Raw genomic sequence first — 15,142 nt, 5'->3', positions numbered from 1 at the left:
AACCCTATACTTCAACCCGGTGTAACGCTGGGCGGGCCGCAGTGCGCCTCGGCTAGGATGAAAATCATGACTTACAAGCTGATTCTGCTGCGCCACGGCCACAGCGAATGGAACGCCAAGAACCTGTTCACCGGCTGGGTGGACGTTGACCTCAACGACCAGGGCCGAACGGAAGCCGTCCGCGGCGGTGAGCTTCTGGTCGAGCACGACGTGCTCCCGGACATCCTCTACACCTCGCTTCTGAAGCGCGCCATCAACACGGCCAACATCTCCCTGGATAAAGCTGACCGGGGCTGGATCCCGGTCAAGCGCGACTGGCGCCTGAACGAACGCCACTACGGTGCGCTGCAGGGCAAGGACAAGGCCCAGACTCTCGCCGAGTATGGCGAGGAGCAGTTCATGGAATGGCGCCGTTCTTACGACACCCCGCCGCCGCCCCTGGCGGATGACTCCAAGTTCTCCCAGGTGGGCGATCCCCGCTACGCGGACATCGGCGACGCCGTGCCCCGGACCGAGTGCCTCAAGGATGTCCTGGTCCGCCTGCTTCCGTACTGGGAATCGGATATCAAGGAAGACCTCAAGGCAGGCAAGACCGTCCTGGTCACGGCCCACGGCAATTCGCTGCGTGCGCTGGTCAAGCACCTTGATGGCATCAGCGACGACGCCATCGCCAGCCTGAACATCCCCACGGGCATTCCGCTGGTCTACGACCTCGACGAGGACTTCCAGCCGATCACTCCCGGCGGCACCTACCTGGACCCGGACGCCGCCGCTGACGCCATCCTGGCGGTCGCCAACCAGGGTAAGAAGTAGGGCTTCCCCGGGAAAACTGCATCAACACAAGTACGACGGCGGACGGTCACCTGGGAATCCCGGGTGACCGTCCGCCGTCGTACTGGAGTTTTTGTCCAGATAAGGCGACCTAATCGCCTCGAAAGGGGCCGTATCTGGGCAAAAAACTCTGCAGGGTTAACCGTGTTCGGAGCTGTTCGGCTGCCAGGCGCCGGTGACCAGGTACGTAACCTTTTGCGCCACGGAGACGCCGTGGTCGGCAAAGCGCTCGAAGTAGCGGCTGGCCAGCGCCACATCCACGGTGGTGGCGGGGGATTCCTGCCAGTCGCTGCGGGCGATCGCCTTGAACACGCTCAAGTGAAGATCGTTGATAGCGCTGTTCGCCTTGAGGATGTCGCGGGCAACTTCAAGGTCCCGGGTCTCCAGCAACACAGTCAGCTTGTCGGCGATCAGCTGGTCCAGTTCGGCCAGCTCCTTAAAGGTTTCCGTCATGGACGCGGGGATCACGGTTGAGGGAAAGCGGAGACGCGCCAGTTGGGCGATGTGGCGGGCGAGGTCACCCATGCGCTCCAGAGAGGCGCTCATGCGCAGCGAGCCGACGATCATGCGGAGGTCACTGGCGACAGGCCCCTGCAGCGCCAGGATGTCGATGGCGCGCTCATCCAGGCTGTTCTGCAGGAAATCGATGCGGGCGTCCGCCGCAATGACATCCTGGGCGAGATCCACATCAGCCACCTGGAAGGAAGTCGTGGCCTTCCCGATTGCCTCGCTGACCAGCCGCGAGATTTCCACGAGCTGGTCGCCCACCTGGGTCAGCTCCTCCTGAAAAACCTTACGCACGTAGGCGTCCTTTCTTTGGAACCCCTGCCAGCCATCCATTTGGCAGCAGGACTTCATGTCGCCGTTCGGCACTCCAACGGGTCACTCTGCCACTGTACGGTGAACGGTTAGGCATCTGAAGATGAACGTTAGTTGAATCGTCCACCCATCTGCCTTGTACGCACCAGACCAGCATTTTACAGAGCATAAGCTGGAGCTGTGGATCCTATGCTCATCGGTGTCATCGCCGGCCTCATCGGCCTGTCGTTCGGCACCTTCGGCGTGCTCGCCTTCAGGGTAAGCGAAAAGCAGCGGCAGCTGGTGGACATCGACGTCGATGAACTCACGTTGCCGGCGGGCGCCGCCGAGGTGCTTGCGGTCGTCGGGCGGGCGTTTGTGGTGGTGGACGCGGTTGACGGCGTGGTCCGTGCCAGCCCGGCGGCCTATGCCTACGGACTGGTCCGGGGCCACACGGTGGTACACAAGCAGTTGCTGGACATGACCGCCGGAGTCCGCCGCGACGGCGTGATCCTGGAGAAGCGGCTGGAGCTTCCCCGCGGTCCTCTGGGCCAGGGGACCATCATTGTGCAAGTTCGGGCAGCCATGCTCGGTGAGGAATACATCCTCCTGCTGGCGGACGACCGGACGGAGATCACCCGGACCGAGGAGATCCGCAATGACTTTGTGGCCAACGTGTCCCATGAGCTGAAGACGCCCGTGGGCGCAATTTCCCTCCTTGCCGAGGCGCTGGAGTCTTCGGCCGATGATGAAGAGGCCGTCCGCCGGTTCGCCAAGCGTATGCACAAGGAGTCCGGGCGGCTGGCGGCCCTGGTCCAGGACATCATTGAGCTCTCGCGTCTGCAGGGCGCCAGTGTGTCCCAGCAGGGCAGGCCAGTGGACATCAACGCAGTGATCACGGAGGCGGTGGACCGTTCCCAGCTTCCCGCGGAGAGCAAGAACATCCAGATAGTGGTTGGCCAGCGGGTGGACGGGATAGTCTTCGGCGACCAGGACCTGCTGGTCACTGCACTGCGAAACCTGATTGACAACGCCATCCGCTACTCCCCGGAAAACACACAGGTTGGCATCGGTGTCCGCGCCAAGGATGGCCTGATCGCCCTATCAGTCACAGACCAGGGAGAAGGACTCGCGCCGGAGGACCAGGACCGCGTGTTTGAGCGCTTCTACCGGGTGGACTCCGCGCGGTCTCGCCACACGGGCGGAACCGGCCTGGGGCTGAGCATCGTCAAGCATGTTGCCTCCAACCATGGCGGCGAGGTGACCTTGTGGTCGCAGCCCGGCCAAGGCTCCACTTTCACCCTCCGGCTTCCGGAGATGGAAAGCGAAGAAGAACATGCCGGCATCAACAGACCAGCCGTCAACGAACAAGGAGCAAGCGCTTGAGCAGGATTTTGATTGTCGAGGACGAAGAGTCGTTCAGCGACCCCTTGTCCTATTTGCTGGGCAAAGAGGGTTTTGAGGTAGAGGTGGTGGACAACGGCCTGGCCGCCATCACGGAGTTTGACCGCAACGGGGCGGACCTGGTGCTACTCGACCTGCAGCTGCCGGGGCTGTCCGGCACCGAGGTATGCCGCCAGCTGCGTCAGCGTTCCAGCGTCCCGGTGATCATGCTGACCGCCAAGGACGCCGAAATCGACAAGGTAGTGGGCCTGGAACTGGGCGCTGACGACTACGTCACAAAGCCGTATTCCTCGCGCGAACTTGTGGCCCGGGTCCGGGCTGTGCTCCGCCGGCAAGGCGAGCCCGAGGAGCTGATTTCTTCCACCGTGCAGGCAGGCCCGGTCCGGATGGACATCGAACGGCATGTCGTGAGTGTGAGCGGGGAGCAGGTGCTGCTCCCGTTGAAGGAATTCGAACTGCTGGAGATGCTGCTGCGCAACTCCGGGCGTGTGCTGACCCGCGGCCAGCTGATCGACCGTGTCTGGGGTTCCGACTACGTGGGCGATACCAAGACGCTGGACGTTCACGTCAAGCGGCTGCGAAGCAAAATTGAACCTGATCCGTCGGCGCCCCGGTTCCTGGTGACAGTGCGCGGGCTCGGCTACAAGTTCGAGCCCTAAGTCTTCCCAGCCCTAGGTCTTCCCGCAGACATCAAGGCAGACATCAAAGGAGGGGCTCCCAATGGGAGCCCCTCCTTTGTGTCGGAACTTAGCCCGCCGGGGCGCCTAGTGCCCTGTGCCCGCGGTCGAAGCCGACGGAGACGGAGTGGGTGAGGTGGTTCCTGTGGGTTCGCTGCCGGCCGGCATGTACTCCTTGTACTCCGCCAGCGTGGCGTCCAGGACGGGAACCTTGATGGTCTGGTCCAGGTTGGTGCCGTCTTCGCTGATTTTGACGTCCACCAGGGAACCGGGCTTGCCGCCGCTGGTGCTCAGGATGGCTTCGTCTGTGGAGTCGTTCAGCAGGGTGTAGGCGTTGGCCTTCACGGTCACCTGCGTCTGTGAGCCTTCTGCACCGTTGACGGTGAGTTTGACGTCCTTCGACGAGGAGTTGTACACAGCGCCGAGCAGACGGCCGGGCTTGTCTTCGCCTGCGGAGACAATCAGCATGTTGCGCAACTCTAGGGGACCCAGATCGGCGCGGATGCCGTCTGAGGCGGCGTACTGGTGAGTGGTCTGCTGGGGGGTGATGTAGCCGCAGCCCGTCACTGTCAGCAGGCCAAGGCCCAGGGCTGCTGCCGCCAGTGCCAGTTTGCCCCGCTGGGCCCGGTTCATCGCAGTGAAACGCACGTCACGTACTCCTCAAGAGTCTTGGAACATTAATCAGGCATAGCCTATCCGCAAACCCGCCCAAACGAGGATTCCGGGGGGTCATATTGCCCTTGGCAGTACCCTCCCGATGCACTATTATCTGCATCCGTCAAGGGGTTCAAGGGGGTCGATTCCGCCCGTTTTCCGCGTATTCATGCGGTTCCGGGGCCTGTTCTAGGCCAGTCATATGCCCGAATCGTGATAAACTGGTCTGCGGGAAAGGGGAATGTCCACATGGTATTTGAGGTCGGCGAGACAGTAGTTTACCCTCACCACGGTGCAGCAAAAATTGAAGAAATCAAGATGCGCACTGTCAAGGGCGAAGAGAAAATGTATCTCAAGCTCAAGGTGGCTCAGGGTGATCTGACCATTGAAGTTCCAGCAGAAAACGTTGACCTTGTTGGGGTTCGTGACGTAGTGGGCAAAGAAGGCTTGGAGCACGTATTTGATGTGCTGCGCGCCGAGTTCACTGAAGAACCCACCAACTGGTCACGCAGGTACAAGGCAAATCTGGAGAAGCTTGCTTCCGGTGACGTCATCAAGGTAGCAGAGGTTGTACGTGACCTCTGGCGCCGTGATCACGATCGGGGCCTTTCCGCAGGTGAGAAGCGAATGCTGGCCAAGGCCCGGCAGATTCTGATTTCAGAACTGGCGCTGGCTGAAAAGACCGACGAAGAGAAGGCTGCCAGCGTTCTCGACGAGGTCCTGGCTTCCTAAGAATTGAACCCCGGGGGCACGCAAGTGCCGCCGGGGTTTCTTTTTGCCCGGATTCGGGCAACAGGATCCCGTTCTCCGCCCGCGGGTGGGCGAAGGGGCGGGCCGGGGACGTAGGCTAGACCGCATGACTAACGGACTGCCCCGCCCCGTCACCGCCGTCGTTCTGGTGGCCGCTGGCTCCGGTGAGCGGCTGGGCTATGGGATCCCCAAGGCAGCCGTCCCGCTCGGCGGCGAACCCATCCTCCTTCACGCCCTGCGGGGCATCGTCGCGGCCGGGGTCGGAAGCCAGGTATGCGTGGCGTTGCCGGCGGGAGATGACGGGTTGCGGCAGCTGGTGGAAGATTTCCGGCTGGAGCTCGCCGACGGCGGCCCGCTCCTGACAACGGTCGACGGCGGAGCCACCAGGGCGGACTCAGTCAGGTCCGCGCTGGGCTCGTTGGTTGAGGGCACCGAAGCGGTTCTGGTGCACGACGCTGCACGGGCGCTGACGCCAGAGTACGTATTCCATCGCGTGGTGGATTCCCTGGCGGCCGGTGCTGTCGCAGTGATCCCGGCCGTACCGGTGGTGGACACGGTCAAAACTGTGGTCCCGACCACGGGGGAGGATGGCCGGATGGCCCCGGAAATCGTGACGGGAACCGCTCCGCGGGAGGAACTGCGCGCTGTCCAGACTCCCCAGGGTTTCCACCTTCCCACTCTCCTGAGAGCCCACGAGGCGGCACTGAAATTTGACGAGCGGCAGACTGCCGCGGTCACCGATGACGCCATGCTGGTGGAATTGCTGGGCGTTCCTGTTCATGTGGTCCACGGCTCCACCCAGTCACTGAAAATCACCACGCCCCTGGACCTGATTATTGCCGAGGGGCTGTTGGAAGGCCCGCTCGGCGTCCGCTGGGTGGAAGGCTAGAAATGAGCCCAGACAAAATGATCCTTCCGCGCACTGGCATCGGTTTGGACGTGCACGCCTACGCATCCGATGAGCTGCCCCGTCCGCTGTGGCTCGGGGGGCTCTTGTGGGAGGGTGAGCGCGGGCTGGCCGGACACTCGGACGGGGACCCAGTGGCCCACGCCGCTGCGGACGCCCTTTTTTCGGCCGCCGGTATCGGAGACCTCGGGACTCACTTCGGTACCGACCGTCCCGAATTCGCCGGTGCCTCCGGCGCAACGCTACTGGCGGAGGCCGCAAGGATCGTCCGGGCCGCCGGATTTGAGATCGGCAACGTCGCCGTACAGTTCGTGGCCAACCGGCCAAAGTTCGGACCCCGCCGCCAGGAGTCCCAGCGTGTCTTGAGCGAGGCCGCCGGGGCGCCGGTCAGCGTCACTGCCACCACCAGTGACGGGCTGGGGTTTGCAGGCCGCGGCGAGGGAATTTCGGCCGTGGCCACCGCTTTGGTGTTTCCGAGGTAGCTCCGCACTGCACTGGAGCTGGCTTGGTAACGTGCCGGGGCAGGCGGCCGTCGGCCTTTCAGCTAATCTGGAGCGGTGACCCTGCGCTTTTACGACACAGCATCCGCCGAAGTCCGTGACTTCGTCCCCCTCGTATCGGGCAAGGCGAGCCTGTACTACTGCGGCGCCACCGTGCAGGGCATGCCGCACGTGGGCCATATCCGTTCCGCCATTGCCTTTGACCAGCTCACGCGCTGGCTTCAGTACCGGGGGTACCGCGTCACCGTGGTCCGGAACGTCACGGACATCGATGACAAAATCCTGACTAAGTCCGAAGCGTCCTTTGCCCCCGATTTTGTCCCTGAACCGGGAGATGTCCGCGAGGAAGAGTGGTGGGCCCTGGCCTACCGCTACGAACAGGAGTTCCTCAAGGCCTACGACACGCTGGGCGTTTCCCGGCCAACCTACGAACCGCGGGCCACCGGCCATATCCCGGAAATGCATGCGCTGATCCAGCAGTTGATCGAGCGCGGGCACGCCTACCCGGCCCTGGACGACTCCGGCGATGTCTACTTCGACGTGCGGTCCTGGGACAGGTACGGCTCGCTGACGCGGCAGAACATTGATGACATGCAAGGCGCCCCTGACGCCGACCCGCGGGGCAAGAAGGATCCCCGCGACTTCGCACTCTGGAAGGGCTATAAGGACGGCGAGCCGACGACGGCAAGCTGGGTCTCGCCGTGGGGGACCGGCCGGCCGGGCTGGCACCTCGAATGCTCCGCCATGGTCACCAAATACCTGGGCACCGAATTCGATATCCACGGCGGCGGCCTGGATCTCCGCTTCCCCCACCACGAAAACGAAATGGCACAGTCCCAGGCAGCGGGCCACGCCTTCGCCAACTTCTGGATGCACAACGGCATGGTCACCTACCGGGGCGAAAAGATGTCCAAGTCCATCGGCAACACCATCAGTCCGGCCGAGATGCTGGAGCACGCTTCGCCACGCGTCGTCCGCTATTACCTTGGCCAGGCCCATTACCGCTCTGTGCTGGACTACCGCCCCACCTCGCTTCAGGAGGCGGCAGCCGCGGTTGAGCGCATCGACGGATTCCTCAATAAGGCGACGGAACGGTTCGGTTCGAGCTTCGGCTTCGTGGCAGGAACCTTTGGCACGTACACGGAGACCATGGACGCGTTTACGGCCGCGATGGATGACGACCTGAATGTTCCGCGGGCCCTCGCTGCCCTCCACGACACTGTCCGGGCCGGAAACAGCGCGCTTGCCGCCGGTGACGACGACGCCGCCCGGAACGCCAGGCACGTGGTCATTCTGATGACCCAGGTCCTGGGGCTTAACGCCGCCACCGAGCCGGCTGCGGGGAACGGCAAGGAGCGCCAGGCCCTCGAGGTCCTGGTGGAAGCGCAGCTCGCCGCCCGCGCGCAAGCCCGCGCCAGCAAGGACTGGGCCGCCTCGGATGCCATCCGGGACACGCTGAAGGCTGCCGGAGTCGTCGTCGAGGACGGTCCTGACGGCGCCACCTGGAGCCTGCAGCGGGACTGAATGCCGATTTAACTTGATTCAGTAGACTGGTAGGCAGACTCAGTCAAACAATCAAGGGTGGAACACAATGGCCAACAATGGTCGCCGATCGGTTAAAGCGAAGAAGGGCCCAACCATCGGAACCGGTGGTCATGGCCGCAAGGCCCTGGAAGGCAAAGGCCCCACGCCCAAGGCGGAGGACCGCCCGTACCACAAGGCCCACAAGAGCAAGCAGCTGGCGGAACGGTCGGCCGCCAAGCGTGGGACCGGCGCCCGCAGCGCCGGTGCCGCCCGTACAGGACCCAAGGGTCGCGCCACCGAGGAAGTCGTCACCGGCCGCAACTCGGTAGTTGAAGCCCTCCGCGCCGGCATCCCCGCCAAGGCCCTGCATATCGCCATCCGGATCGAGATGGATGACCGCGTCAAGGAGTCCCTCAAGATCGCGGCCGAACGCGGCATCCCTCTGCTTGAGACCGGCAAGCCCGAACTCGACCGGATGACTGATGACGCCGTCCACCAAGGCCTGGTCCTCCAGATCCCGCCTTACGAGTACCAGGACGCCTACGACCTGGCCGAGGAAACAGTGGCCAGCTGGAAGAAGGGCCACGTAGCCAACGCCCCGCTGTTCGTTGCCCTGGACGGCATCACGGATCCTCGCAACCTCGGCGCCATCATCCGCTCCGTCTCCGCCTTCAGCGGTCATGGCGTCATTGTGCCCGAACGCCGTTCCGTTGGCGTCACGGCCTCCGCCTGGAAGACGAGTGCAGGCGCTGCCGTCCGCGTTCCGGTAGCCCGTGCCGCCAACCTGAACAGCGCCCTGAAGCAGTTCAAGAACATGGGCATCTTTGTCCTGGGACTGGACGGCGACGGCGACGTCTCGCTGCCGGACCTGACCCTCGCCACCGAACCGGTGTGCATCGTGGTCGGATCCGAGGGCAAGGGGCTAAGCCGACTGGTCCGCGAAAACTGCGACCAGATCGTCTCCATCCCGATCGACTCCGCCATGGAATCGCTGAACGCCTCCATGGCAGTAGGCATCTCCCTCTACGAAGTCTCCAGGCAGCGCGCCGCCAAATAGGCCCCAACGCTCTCGCAGTTCCTGCAGCTTAAACAGCGACGCTCTCTCACCCGGTGAGAGAGCGAAGCTGTTTAAGCGGTGAAAAGTGGGGAGCGTTGTGGATCTACAAGTCCCGGCGGTTGGCCAGGACCGGAAGCTTTTGGCGGGCTTCCTTGACCACAGCGGCGTCCAGGTCGGCAAAAAGCAGGCCGGGGGCGCCGTCGAGCTCGCCAAGCACCTCGCCGAAAGGGGAGACGACGGCGGAGTGGCCCACCCCGGTGGGGGCGCCGTCTTTGTTTTCGATTCCCTGGGTGGTGGGGTCACCCTGGCCACAGGCCAGGACGTACGTGGTGGAGTCAAGTGCGCGGGCGCGGGAAAGCAGCTCCCACTGGTCCACCTTGCCCGGACCTGGCGCCCAGGAAGCGCAGATGATGTTCGCCACGGCGCCGCGCTGTGCGTTGGCGGTGAAAAGGGCGGGGAAGCGGATGTCGTAGCAGGTGGCCAGGCCAAAGGTGAGGCCGCCGGCATCGAACGTCACCGGTTCCCTTCCGGGGTCCACGGTGTCCGATTCAAGGAAGCCAAACGCGTCAAAGAGGTGGATCTTGTCGTAGCTAGTATCCACGCCGGGGCCCGTAGCCAGAAGGGTGTTGCGCACTTTCCGGCGGCCGCCGTCGGAAAGTGAGCCCGGGGTGAACATGCCTGCCACGACCACCATGCCCAGCGATTCGGATAGGGCCCGCACCCGCGAAGCCCACGGCCCGTCCAAAGGTTCTGCGATGTCGCTCAGCGAGTTTCCGAACGCCCGCATGGTGGCCTCCGGGAACACCACCATGTCCGCTCCGCCGGCTTTCGCCTTCTGCCCGTACCCTTCCAAGAGGGCCAAATTGTCGCCAGGGTCCCGGCCTGCGATGATCTGAGCAAGCGCAATCCGCACAACTACCTCCATTAAGACGCGTCCTTCCAGTATGCAACCCCGCGGCGGCCTCGGGGTGGCGTCACAATGAATAGCGTAAAACCGGGCATTTGCCGCTGGCGGCTAATATTTATGTGATGGCCATGCCGCTTTTTGACACTGCTTCCACCATGGACGCCTCCACGGCTCTTCCACTCGGTGTCAGCGTTCCACGCCCGGATTCCCCTGGCGCGGAAAACGCTGCGCAGTCCCGGGCCAACGTGGCTGTCTACGCACCTGGTGTCGCAAGTCTGGAGATCGCGTACAAGGCGCCCGGCGGCGAATGGCGCCTGAAGTCGCTGCCCAACGTCACTCACGGCGTGCATCATGGGATTGTTGAGGGCTTCCCCCACGGATCGCGTTACGGTTTCCGGGCCACCTCCAAGGAGGAGTCGCTGCCGCTGTCAGTGCCCACTCTGGACCTTGATGACCACGGAAGCCAACCACTTCTGCTCGATCCTTACGGCCGTGCGGTGGATCAGCGCGAGGGGTTCCTGACGAGTGTGCGGATGGCCAGTGATTTTGACTGGGGATCCGACCAACGGCCTCGGTTGCACTGGCGGAACACCATCATCTATGAGGCCCATGTCCGCGGCCAGAGCATGCTGCATCCGGATGTGCCCGAAGAATTGCGCGGCACTTATGCAGGCATGGCACATCCAGCGATCATTGAGCACCTCAAGAGCTTGGGCATCACCTCCGTCCAGTTGCTCCCCATCCATTTCCACCTGGATGAACAGCACCTGCAGAATCTGGGCCTGACAAACTACTGGGGCTACAACACCGCCGCCTTTTTTGCGCCCCATCCCGGCTACGCCACCCCGGCCGCGCAGGAAGCCGGCCCGCAGGCCGTCCAGGACGAGTTCAAGCAAATGGTCAAGCTGCTCCACGCTGCCGGGCTGGAAGTGATCCTTGACGTTGTTTACAACCACACCGCGGAAGGCGGCCCTGACGGCCCGACGCTGAGCTTCCGCGGACTGGGCGAGGAGTACTATTACCGCACGGACGGCCACGGCAGGTATGTGGACACCACAGGCTGCGGCAACAGCCTGAACTTCGGGGAACCCCGGGTTGTGCAGCTGGTCCTGGATTCACTGAGGTACTGGGTGGATGAGTTCCACATCGACGGCTTCCGTTTTGACCTCGCCGTAACGCTCTGCCGGAACGCAGCGAATGAGTTCGATCCGCGGCACCCCTTCCTTGTGGCCATCGCCGCAGACCCCGTCCTGTCCGACGTTAAACTCATTGCCGAACCGTGGGACGTCGGCTACGGCGGCTGGCAGACCGGACGTTTCCCCGGCGGCTGGGTGGACTGGAACGACCACTTCCGGGACGCCGTCCGATCGTTCTGGGTTGCGGACCGCGCTGCGATTGAAGCCGGCGGCCAGGGCGGGTCGGTGGCGAAACTGGCGGACGCACTCTCCGGCTCCGCGCGGCTCTTCGAAGGATCCGGCCGCTCCCGCCTGGCCTCAGTCAACCTCATCACCGCACACGACGGGTTCACGCTCAGTGACCTGGTTTCCTATGACCGCAAGCACAACGAGGCCAACGGTGAGCAGAACCGGGACGGCCACGGGGACAACCGCAGCTACAACCACGGCTTCGAAGGCCGGACCGAGGACGAGGGCATCCTGGCGCAGCGAGCCCAGTCCCGGCGCAACCTGATGGTCACGCTGATGATTTCCCTGGGCGTACCGATGATCACCGCGGGGGATGAACTGGCGCGCAGCCAGCAAGGAAACAATAACGCCTACTGCCAGGACAATCCCCTCGCCTGGCTGGACTGGACCCGGACGCCGGAATCCCATGAAATGCTGCGCAGCACCAAGCGCTATATCCGGCTGCGCAAGGAGTTCCTGGCCACCCAGCCCCACGACTTTCCGGTCAGGGAAGACCAGTCCTACCTCCACTGGTTCGATGAATCGGGACAACCAATGTCCATGGAGCGCTGGAACGATCCGCAGCACCGGGTCCTGCAACATCTGCTGGGATCAGATGAGGGCACGCTGACAGGGCTGCTCGTGGTCAATGGCAGCAACTCCGACGTAAAGATCACCTTGCCGCAGATCACCAGTGAAGAGGGCCCGCAGCACAGGATGTTCGAGCTCAGGCTGACCACGTCGCCGCTGCACGAACTCCGCCAGGGAACTCGGGTGGCCTCCGGGGAGTCAGATCTGATCCAGGCCAACTCGATCAACATCTACCGCACTTAGGCAGCCAAGCACACCGCGGTGTTGTTCGTGGCAGGATCACTCCCCGCACGATCACTCCCCGCGCGTTCCCTACTCCGTGCGAACCGGCAGCTAATGACCTCAGTTTGGCTCTGGACGGTCATTAGCTGCCAGTTCGCGCTCCTGCCTAGGCGCTGACCCTAGGCGTTGACGATCAGCCCGAGCTCAGCTTTGGAAGCCAACGCTTCATGCCGGGGCAGGACACGCACGGTATAGCCGAAGGAACCGGAGCGGTCGATAACCAAGGAGCCGCTGAACAGGTGGCGCCCGTTCCCAAGGTCTTCCTGCGCCTTCAGCTCCATCATGGTGACATCCGCCAAGGTGTCGCTTTCTTCGGCTCGGCCATAGGCAACCTCCACGGCCACGTCGTCGGGCGACAGGCTGTACAGCGCCACATAGGCGTTTACCTGCAGGGTGTCACCGATCTGCGGGTCCTCGGAAACACCGACCGAGTCCACGTGCTCCACATGCACCAGCGGCCAGGCGGAACGCACCTTGGCGGTCCACGCGGCCAGGATCCGAGCCTGTGCGAAGGAGTCAGCCACTGCACGCCGGCCGGCGTCCGCCGCCGGACGGTAGAGGATATTGACGTAGTCGCGCAGCATCCGCTCCGCTGAAACAGCTGGGCCCAGGTGAGACAACGTGTGCTTGATCATGGAGACCCAGTGCGTGGGTATCTTTTCTCTCCCCGAAGTGGAGGGGCCTGCGGCGCCGGCGGCTTCGGACACGGTGCTGCCGTAAAAGCGCGGCGCCACCTGCGTTTCCAGGAGCTCGTAGAGCGCCGCCGCCTCGATGTCGTCCCGTTCCTCGGGGGAGGCGTCGTTGTTGGCGGTGGGGATCGCCCAGCCGTTCTCGCCGTCGTACATTTCGTCCCACCAGCCGTCCATGACGGAAAGGTTGAGCGAGCCGTTGATGGCCGCCTTCATCCCGGAAGTGCCGCAGGCCTCAAGTGGACGGAGGGGATTGTTGAGCCAGACGTCGCAGCCGGGGAAGAGTGTCCTGGCCATCGCAATGTCGTAATTGGGCAGGAATGCGATCCGGTGCCGGACCTTGGGGTCGTCCGTGAAACGGACCAGGTCCTGGATCATCTTCTTGCCCGCGTCGTCAGCGGGGTGGGACTTTCCGGCAATGACCAGCTGGATGGGGTGCTCCTTGTGCAGGAGGAGGGCCTTCAGCCGATCGGGCTCACGCAGCATCAGGGTCAGGCGCTTGTAAGTGGGGACGCGGCGGGCGAACCCGATGGTCAGCACATCGGGGTCCAGCACGTTGTCGGTCCAGCCGAGTTCGGCGTCTGCGGCACCCCGCTTCTTCCAAGCGGCCCGGAGCCGGCGGCGCACGTCTTCCACGAGGGCGACGCGCATTTCACGGCGCAGCGCCCACACATCGGCGTCGCTGACGTTGTAGGCAAGGTCCCAGCGCCCCATCGCTTCCGCCTCTGAGCCAAATTGCTCCCTGGCGAGCTTGGAAATGCGCCCGTCCACCCAGGTGGGCACATGCACGCCGTTGGTCACGGACGTGATGGGCACCTCGGAGTGGTCGAAGCCCGGCCATAGTGCCGAGAACATCCCGCGGGACACCTCGCCATGGAGCTTGGCAACACCGTTGGCCCGCTGTGCCAGCCGGAGGCCCATCACCGCCATGTTGAAGACCGACGGGTTCCCGTCCGCATAGTTTTCCCGGCCAAGTTCCAGGATCCTGTCCACAGGCACCGCCGGCGCCAGCCCAGCCTGGAAGAAGTGCTGGATCTGGGAAATTTCAAACCGGTCGATGCCGGCCGCCACCGGAGTGTGCGTGGTGAAGACGGTGGAGGCCCTGCCTGCAGCCAGTGCCTCGTCGAAGCTGAGAGCTTCCTCGCCGGACATCAGTTCCTGGATGCGTTCAATCCCCAGGAAACCGGCGTGGCCCTCGTTGGTATGGAACACTTCCGGAGCATCTCTTCCGGTCAGCTGCTGGTAGACGCGCAAAGCCTTCACGCCGCCCATACCCAGGAGGAGTTCCTGCTGCAGCCGGTGGTCCCCGCCGCCGCCGTAAAGGCGGTCGGTGATCCCGCGGGCGGCGTCATCGTTGCCTGGGACGTTGGAGTCAAGGAGCAGCAGCGGAACACGTCCGACGTCGGCACGCCAGATGTGTGCCAGCAGCCGGCGTCCGTTGGGCAACGGCAGCGAAATCTGAAGGGGCCGGCCGTTGCCGTCCCTTGACGGTTCGCGGAGCAGGGTCAGGGGGAGTCCGTCCGGGTCAAGGACGGGATATGTCTCCTGCTGCCAGGCGTCCCTGGAGAGCGACTGCTTGAAATAGCCGGCCTGGTACAGCAGCCCCACACCGATCAGCGGCACGCCGAGGTCGGAGGCAGCCTTGAGGTGGTCGCCGGCCAGGATGCCCAGGCCTCCTGAGTACTGCGGAAGCACTTCGGTGATACCGAACTCGGGCGAGAAGTACGCGATGGAGGACGGGGCGTCGTCGCCCAGCGTCTGGTACCAGCGCGGCTCCTCAAGGTACCGGTCAAGGTCATCCTCGGCAGCCCGGACCCGCTCCACCACTGACTGGTCGGCCGCGAGGGTTTGGAACTCTTCGCGGCTCACCAGCCCGAGGAAGCTCACGGGATCCTGCCCGCTTTCCTCCCAGACGCGTTGGTTCAATCCCGCGAACAGCTCACGTGTTGGCCGGTGCCAGGACCAGCGAAGATTGGTCGCCAACCGGGCCAGCGGCCTGATCGGTTCCGGGAGAACAGTACGAACGGTAAATCTGCGGATTGCCTTCACCTGCGCCACACTAACGGACAACATGGGCGGCCGGAACTGCTTCGGCTTTCTTTTAGGTAAATGACAGATAACGTTCCGGGAAAGTCGATTCGCCCGGGGAAAACGTGAGCAGGCTTAGC

At 63.7% G+C, this 15,142-nt stretch carries 13 protein-coding genes; 9 read left to right on the top strand and 4 right to left on the bottom strand.

Features of this window, described 5'->3' with window-relative positions:
- Positions 1-66 precede the first annotated feature (66 nt).
- On the top strand, positions 67-813 hold the full coding sequence (locus tag QFZ30_RS16780) for a phosphoglyceromutase (protein ID WP_307078125.1): 747 nt from the start codon (positions 67-69) through the stop codon (positions 811-813).
- A gap of 156 nt (positions 814-969) precedes the next feature.
- On the opposite strand, the gene phoU is transcribed toward QFZ30_RS16780, so the two are convergent.
- On the bottom strand, positions 970-1,632 hold the full coding sequence (phoU, locus tag QFZ30_RS16775) for a phosphate signaling complex protein PhoU (protein ID WP_307078123.1): 663 nt from the start codon (positions 1,630-1,632) through the stop codon (positions 970-972).
- A gap of 207 nt (positions 1,633-1,839) precedes the next feature.
- On the opposite strand from phoU, the gene QFZ30_RS16770 reads away from it, so the two are divergent.
- Together QFZ30_RS16770 and QFZ30_RS16765 are read left to right on the top strand one after the other, a co-directional pair.
- Positions 1,840-3,015, top strand: a complete 1,176-nt coding sequence (locus QFZ30_RS16770) for a sensor histidine kinase (RefSeq protein ID WP_307080324.1) — start codon at positions 1,840-1,842, stop codon at positions 3,013-3,015.
- Complete coding sequence (locus QFZ30_RS16765; RefSeq protein ID WP_307078121.1) at positions 3,012-3,692, top strand: response regulator transcription factor; 681 nt, start codon at positions 3,012-3,014, stop codon at positions 3,690-3,692. The genes QFZ30_RS16770 and QFZ30_RS16765 overlap by 4 nt, the downstream gene beginning before the upstream one ends.
- Before the next feature lie 105 nt (positions 3,693-3,797).
- Here QFZ30_RS16765 and QFZ30_RS16760 read toward each other — a convergent pair whose 3' ends face one another.
- The gene (locus tag QFZ30_RS16760) at positions 3,798-4,343 is read right to left on the bottom strand and encodes a hypothetical protein (protein WP_307080322.1); all 546 of its coding nucleotides are present in this window, start codon (positions 4,341-4,343) and stop codon (positions 3,798-3,800) included.
- Between the two features lie 270 nt (positions 4,344-4,613).
- Between QFZ30_RS16760 and QFZ30_RS16755 the strand changes: the two genes are divergently transcribed.
- From QFZ30_RS16755 to rlmB, 5 genes are all read left to right on the top strand, one after another.
- Positions 4,614-5,096 carry a CarD family transcriptional regulator gene (locus QFZ30_RS16755; RefSeq protein ID WP_026266570.1) on the top strand — a complete coding sequence of 161 codons (483 nt, stop codon included), beginning with the start codon at positions 4,614-4,616 and terminating at the stop codon, positions 5,094-5,096.
- A 124-nt stretch (positions 5,097-5,220) separates the two neighbouring features.
- Positions 5,221-6,003, top strand: a complete 783-nt coding sequence (gene ispD, locus QFZ30_RS16750) for a 2-C-methyl-D-erythritol 4-phosphate cytidylyltransferase (RefSeq protein ID WP_307078119.1) — start codon at positions 5,221-5,223, stop codon at positions 6,001-6,003.
- 2 nt (positions 6,004-6,005) lie between these two features.
- Positions 6,006-6,503, top strand: coding sequence for a 2-C-methyl-D-erythritol 2,4-cyclodiphosphate synthase (ispF, locus tag QFZ30_RS16745; protein ID WP_307078116.1), 498 nt, complete (start codon positions 6,006-6,008; stop codon positions 6,501-6,503).
- Between the two features lie 75 nt (positions 6,504-6,578).
- Complete coding sequence (gene cysS / locus QFZ30_RS16740) at positions 6,579-8,045, top strand: cysteine--tRNA ligase (RefSeq protein WP_307078114.1); 1,467 nt, start codon at positions 6,579-6,581, stop codon at positions 8,043-8,045.
- Between the two features lie 67 nt (positions 8,046-8,112).
- Positions 8,113-9,102 (top strand): 23S rRNA (guanosine(2251)-2'-O)-methyltransferase RlmB, encoded by a 990-nt coding sequence (rlmB, locus tag QFZ30_RS16735; RefSeq protein ID WP_307078112.1) that lies wholly within the window; start codon positions 8,113-8,115, stop codon positions 9,100-9,102.
- Between the two features lie 103 nt (positions 9,103-9,205).
- Here rlmB and QFZ30_RS16730 read toward each other — a convergent pair whose 3' ends face one another.
- Positions 9,206-10,015, bottom strand: a complete 810-nt coding sequence (locus tag QFZ30_RS16730) for a carbon-nitrogen hydrolase family protein (RefSeq protein ID WP_307080320.1) — start codon at positions 10,013-10,015, stop codon at positions 9,206-9,208.
- Between the two features lie 116 nt (positions 10,016-10,131).
- On the opposite strand from QFZ30_RS16730, the gene glgX reads away from it, so the two are divergent.
- Positions 10,132-12,246, top strand: coding sequence for a glycogen debranching protein GlgX (gene glgX / locus QFZ30_RS16725; RefSeq protein ID WP_307078110.1), 2,115 nt, complete (start codon positions 10,132-10,134; stop codon positions 12,244-12,246).
- A gap of 158 nt (positions 12,247-12,404) precedes the next feature.
- Here glgX and glgP read toward each other — a convergent pair whose 3' ends face one another.
- A complete protein-coding gene (gene glgP, locus QFZ30_RS16720; protein ID WP_307080318.1) occupies positions 12,405-15,023 on the bottom strand; it encodes an alpha-glucan family phosphorylase in 2,619 nt (872 codons plus the stop codon).
- Positions 15,024-15,142 lie beyond the last annotated feature (119 nt).

This window comes from Arthrobacter pascens (assembly GCF_030815585.1).
Lineage (GTDB): Bacteria > Actinomycetota > Actinomycetes > Actinomycetales > Micrococcaceae > Arthrobacter > Arthrobacter pascens_A.
Note: the sequence above shows the minus strand (reverse complement) of the source record. Positions and strands in the feature narration are given on the sequence as shown.

Excerpts from the sequence above, each read along its gene's own strand:
- QFZ30_RS16780 (WP_307078125.1), top strand. The coding sequence starts at position 67 with ATGACTTACAAGCTGATTCTGCTGCGCCACGGCCACAGCGAATGGAAC.
- QFZ30_RS16770 (WP_307080324.1), top strand. The coding sequence starts at position 1,840 with ATGCTCATCGGTGTCATCGCCGGCCTCATCGGCCTGTCGTTCGGCACC.
- QFZ30_RS16760 (WP_307080322.1), bottom strand. The coding sequence starts at position 4,343 with ATGAACCGGGCCCAGCGGGGCAAACTGGCACTGGCGGCAGCAGCCCTG.
- QFZ30_RS16755 (WP_026266570.1), top strand. The coding sequence starts at position 4,614 with ATGGTATTTGAGGTCGGCGAGACAGTAGTTTACCCTCACCACGGTGCA.
- ispD (WP_307078119.1), top strand. The coding sequence starts at position 5,221 with ATGACTAACGGACTGCCCCGCCCCGTCACCGCCGTCGTTCTGGTGGCC.
- ispF (WP_307078116.1), top strand. The coding sequence starts at position 6,006 with ATGAGCCCAGACAAAATGATCCTTCCGCGCACTGGCATCGGTTTGGAC.
- rlmB (WP_307078112.1), top strand. The coding sequence starts at position 8,113 with ATGGCCAACAATGGTCGCCGATCGGTTAAAGCGAAGAAGGGCCCAACC.
- glgX (WP_307078110.1), top strand. The coding sequence starts at position 10,132 with ATGGCCATGCCGCTTTTTGACACTGCTTCCACCATGGACGCCTCCACG.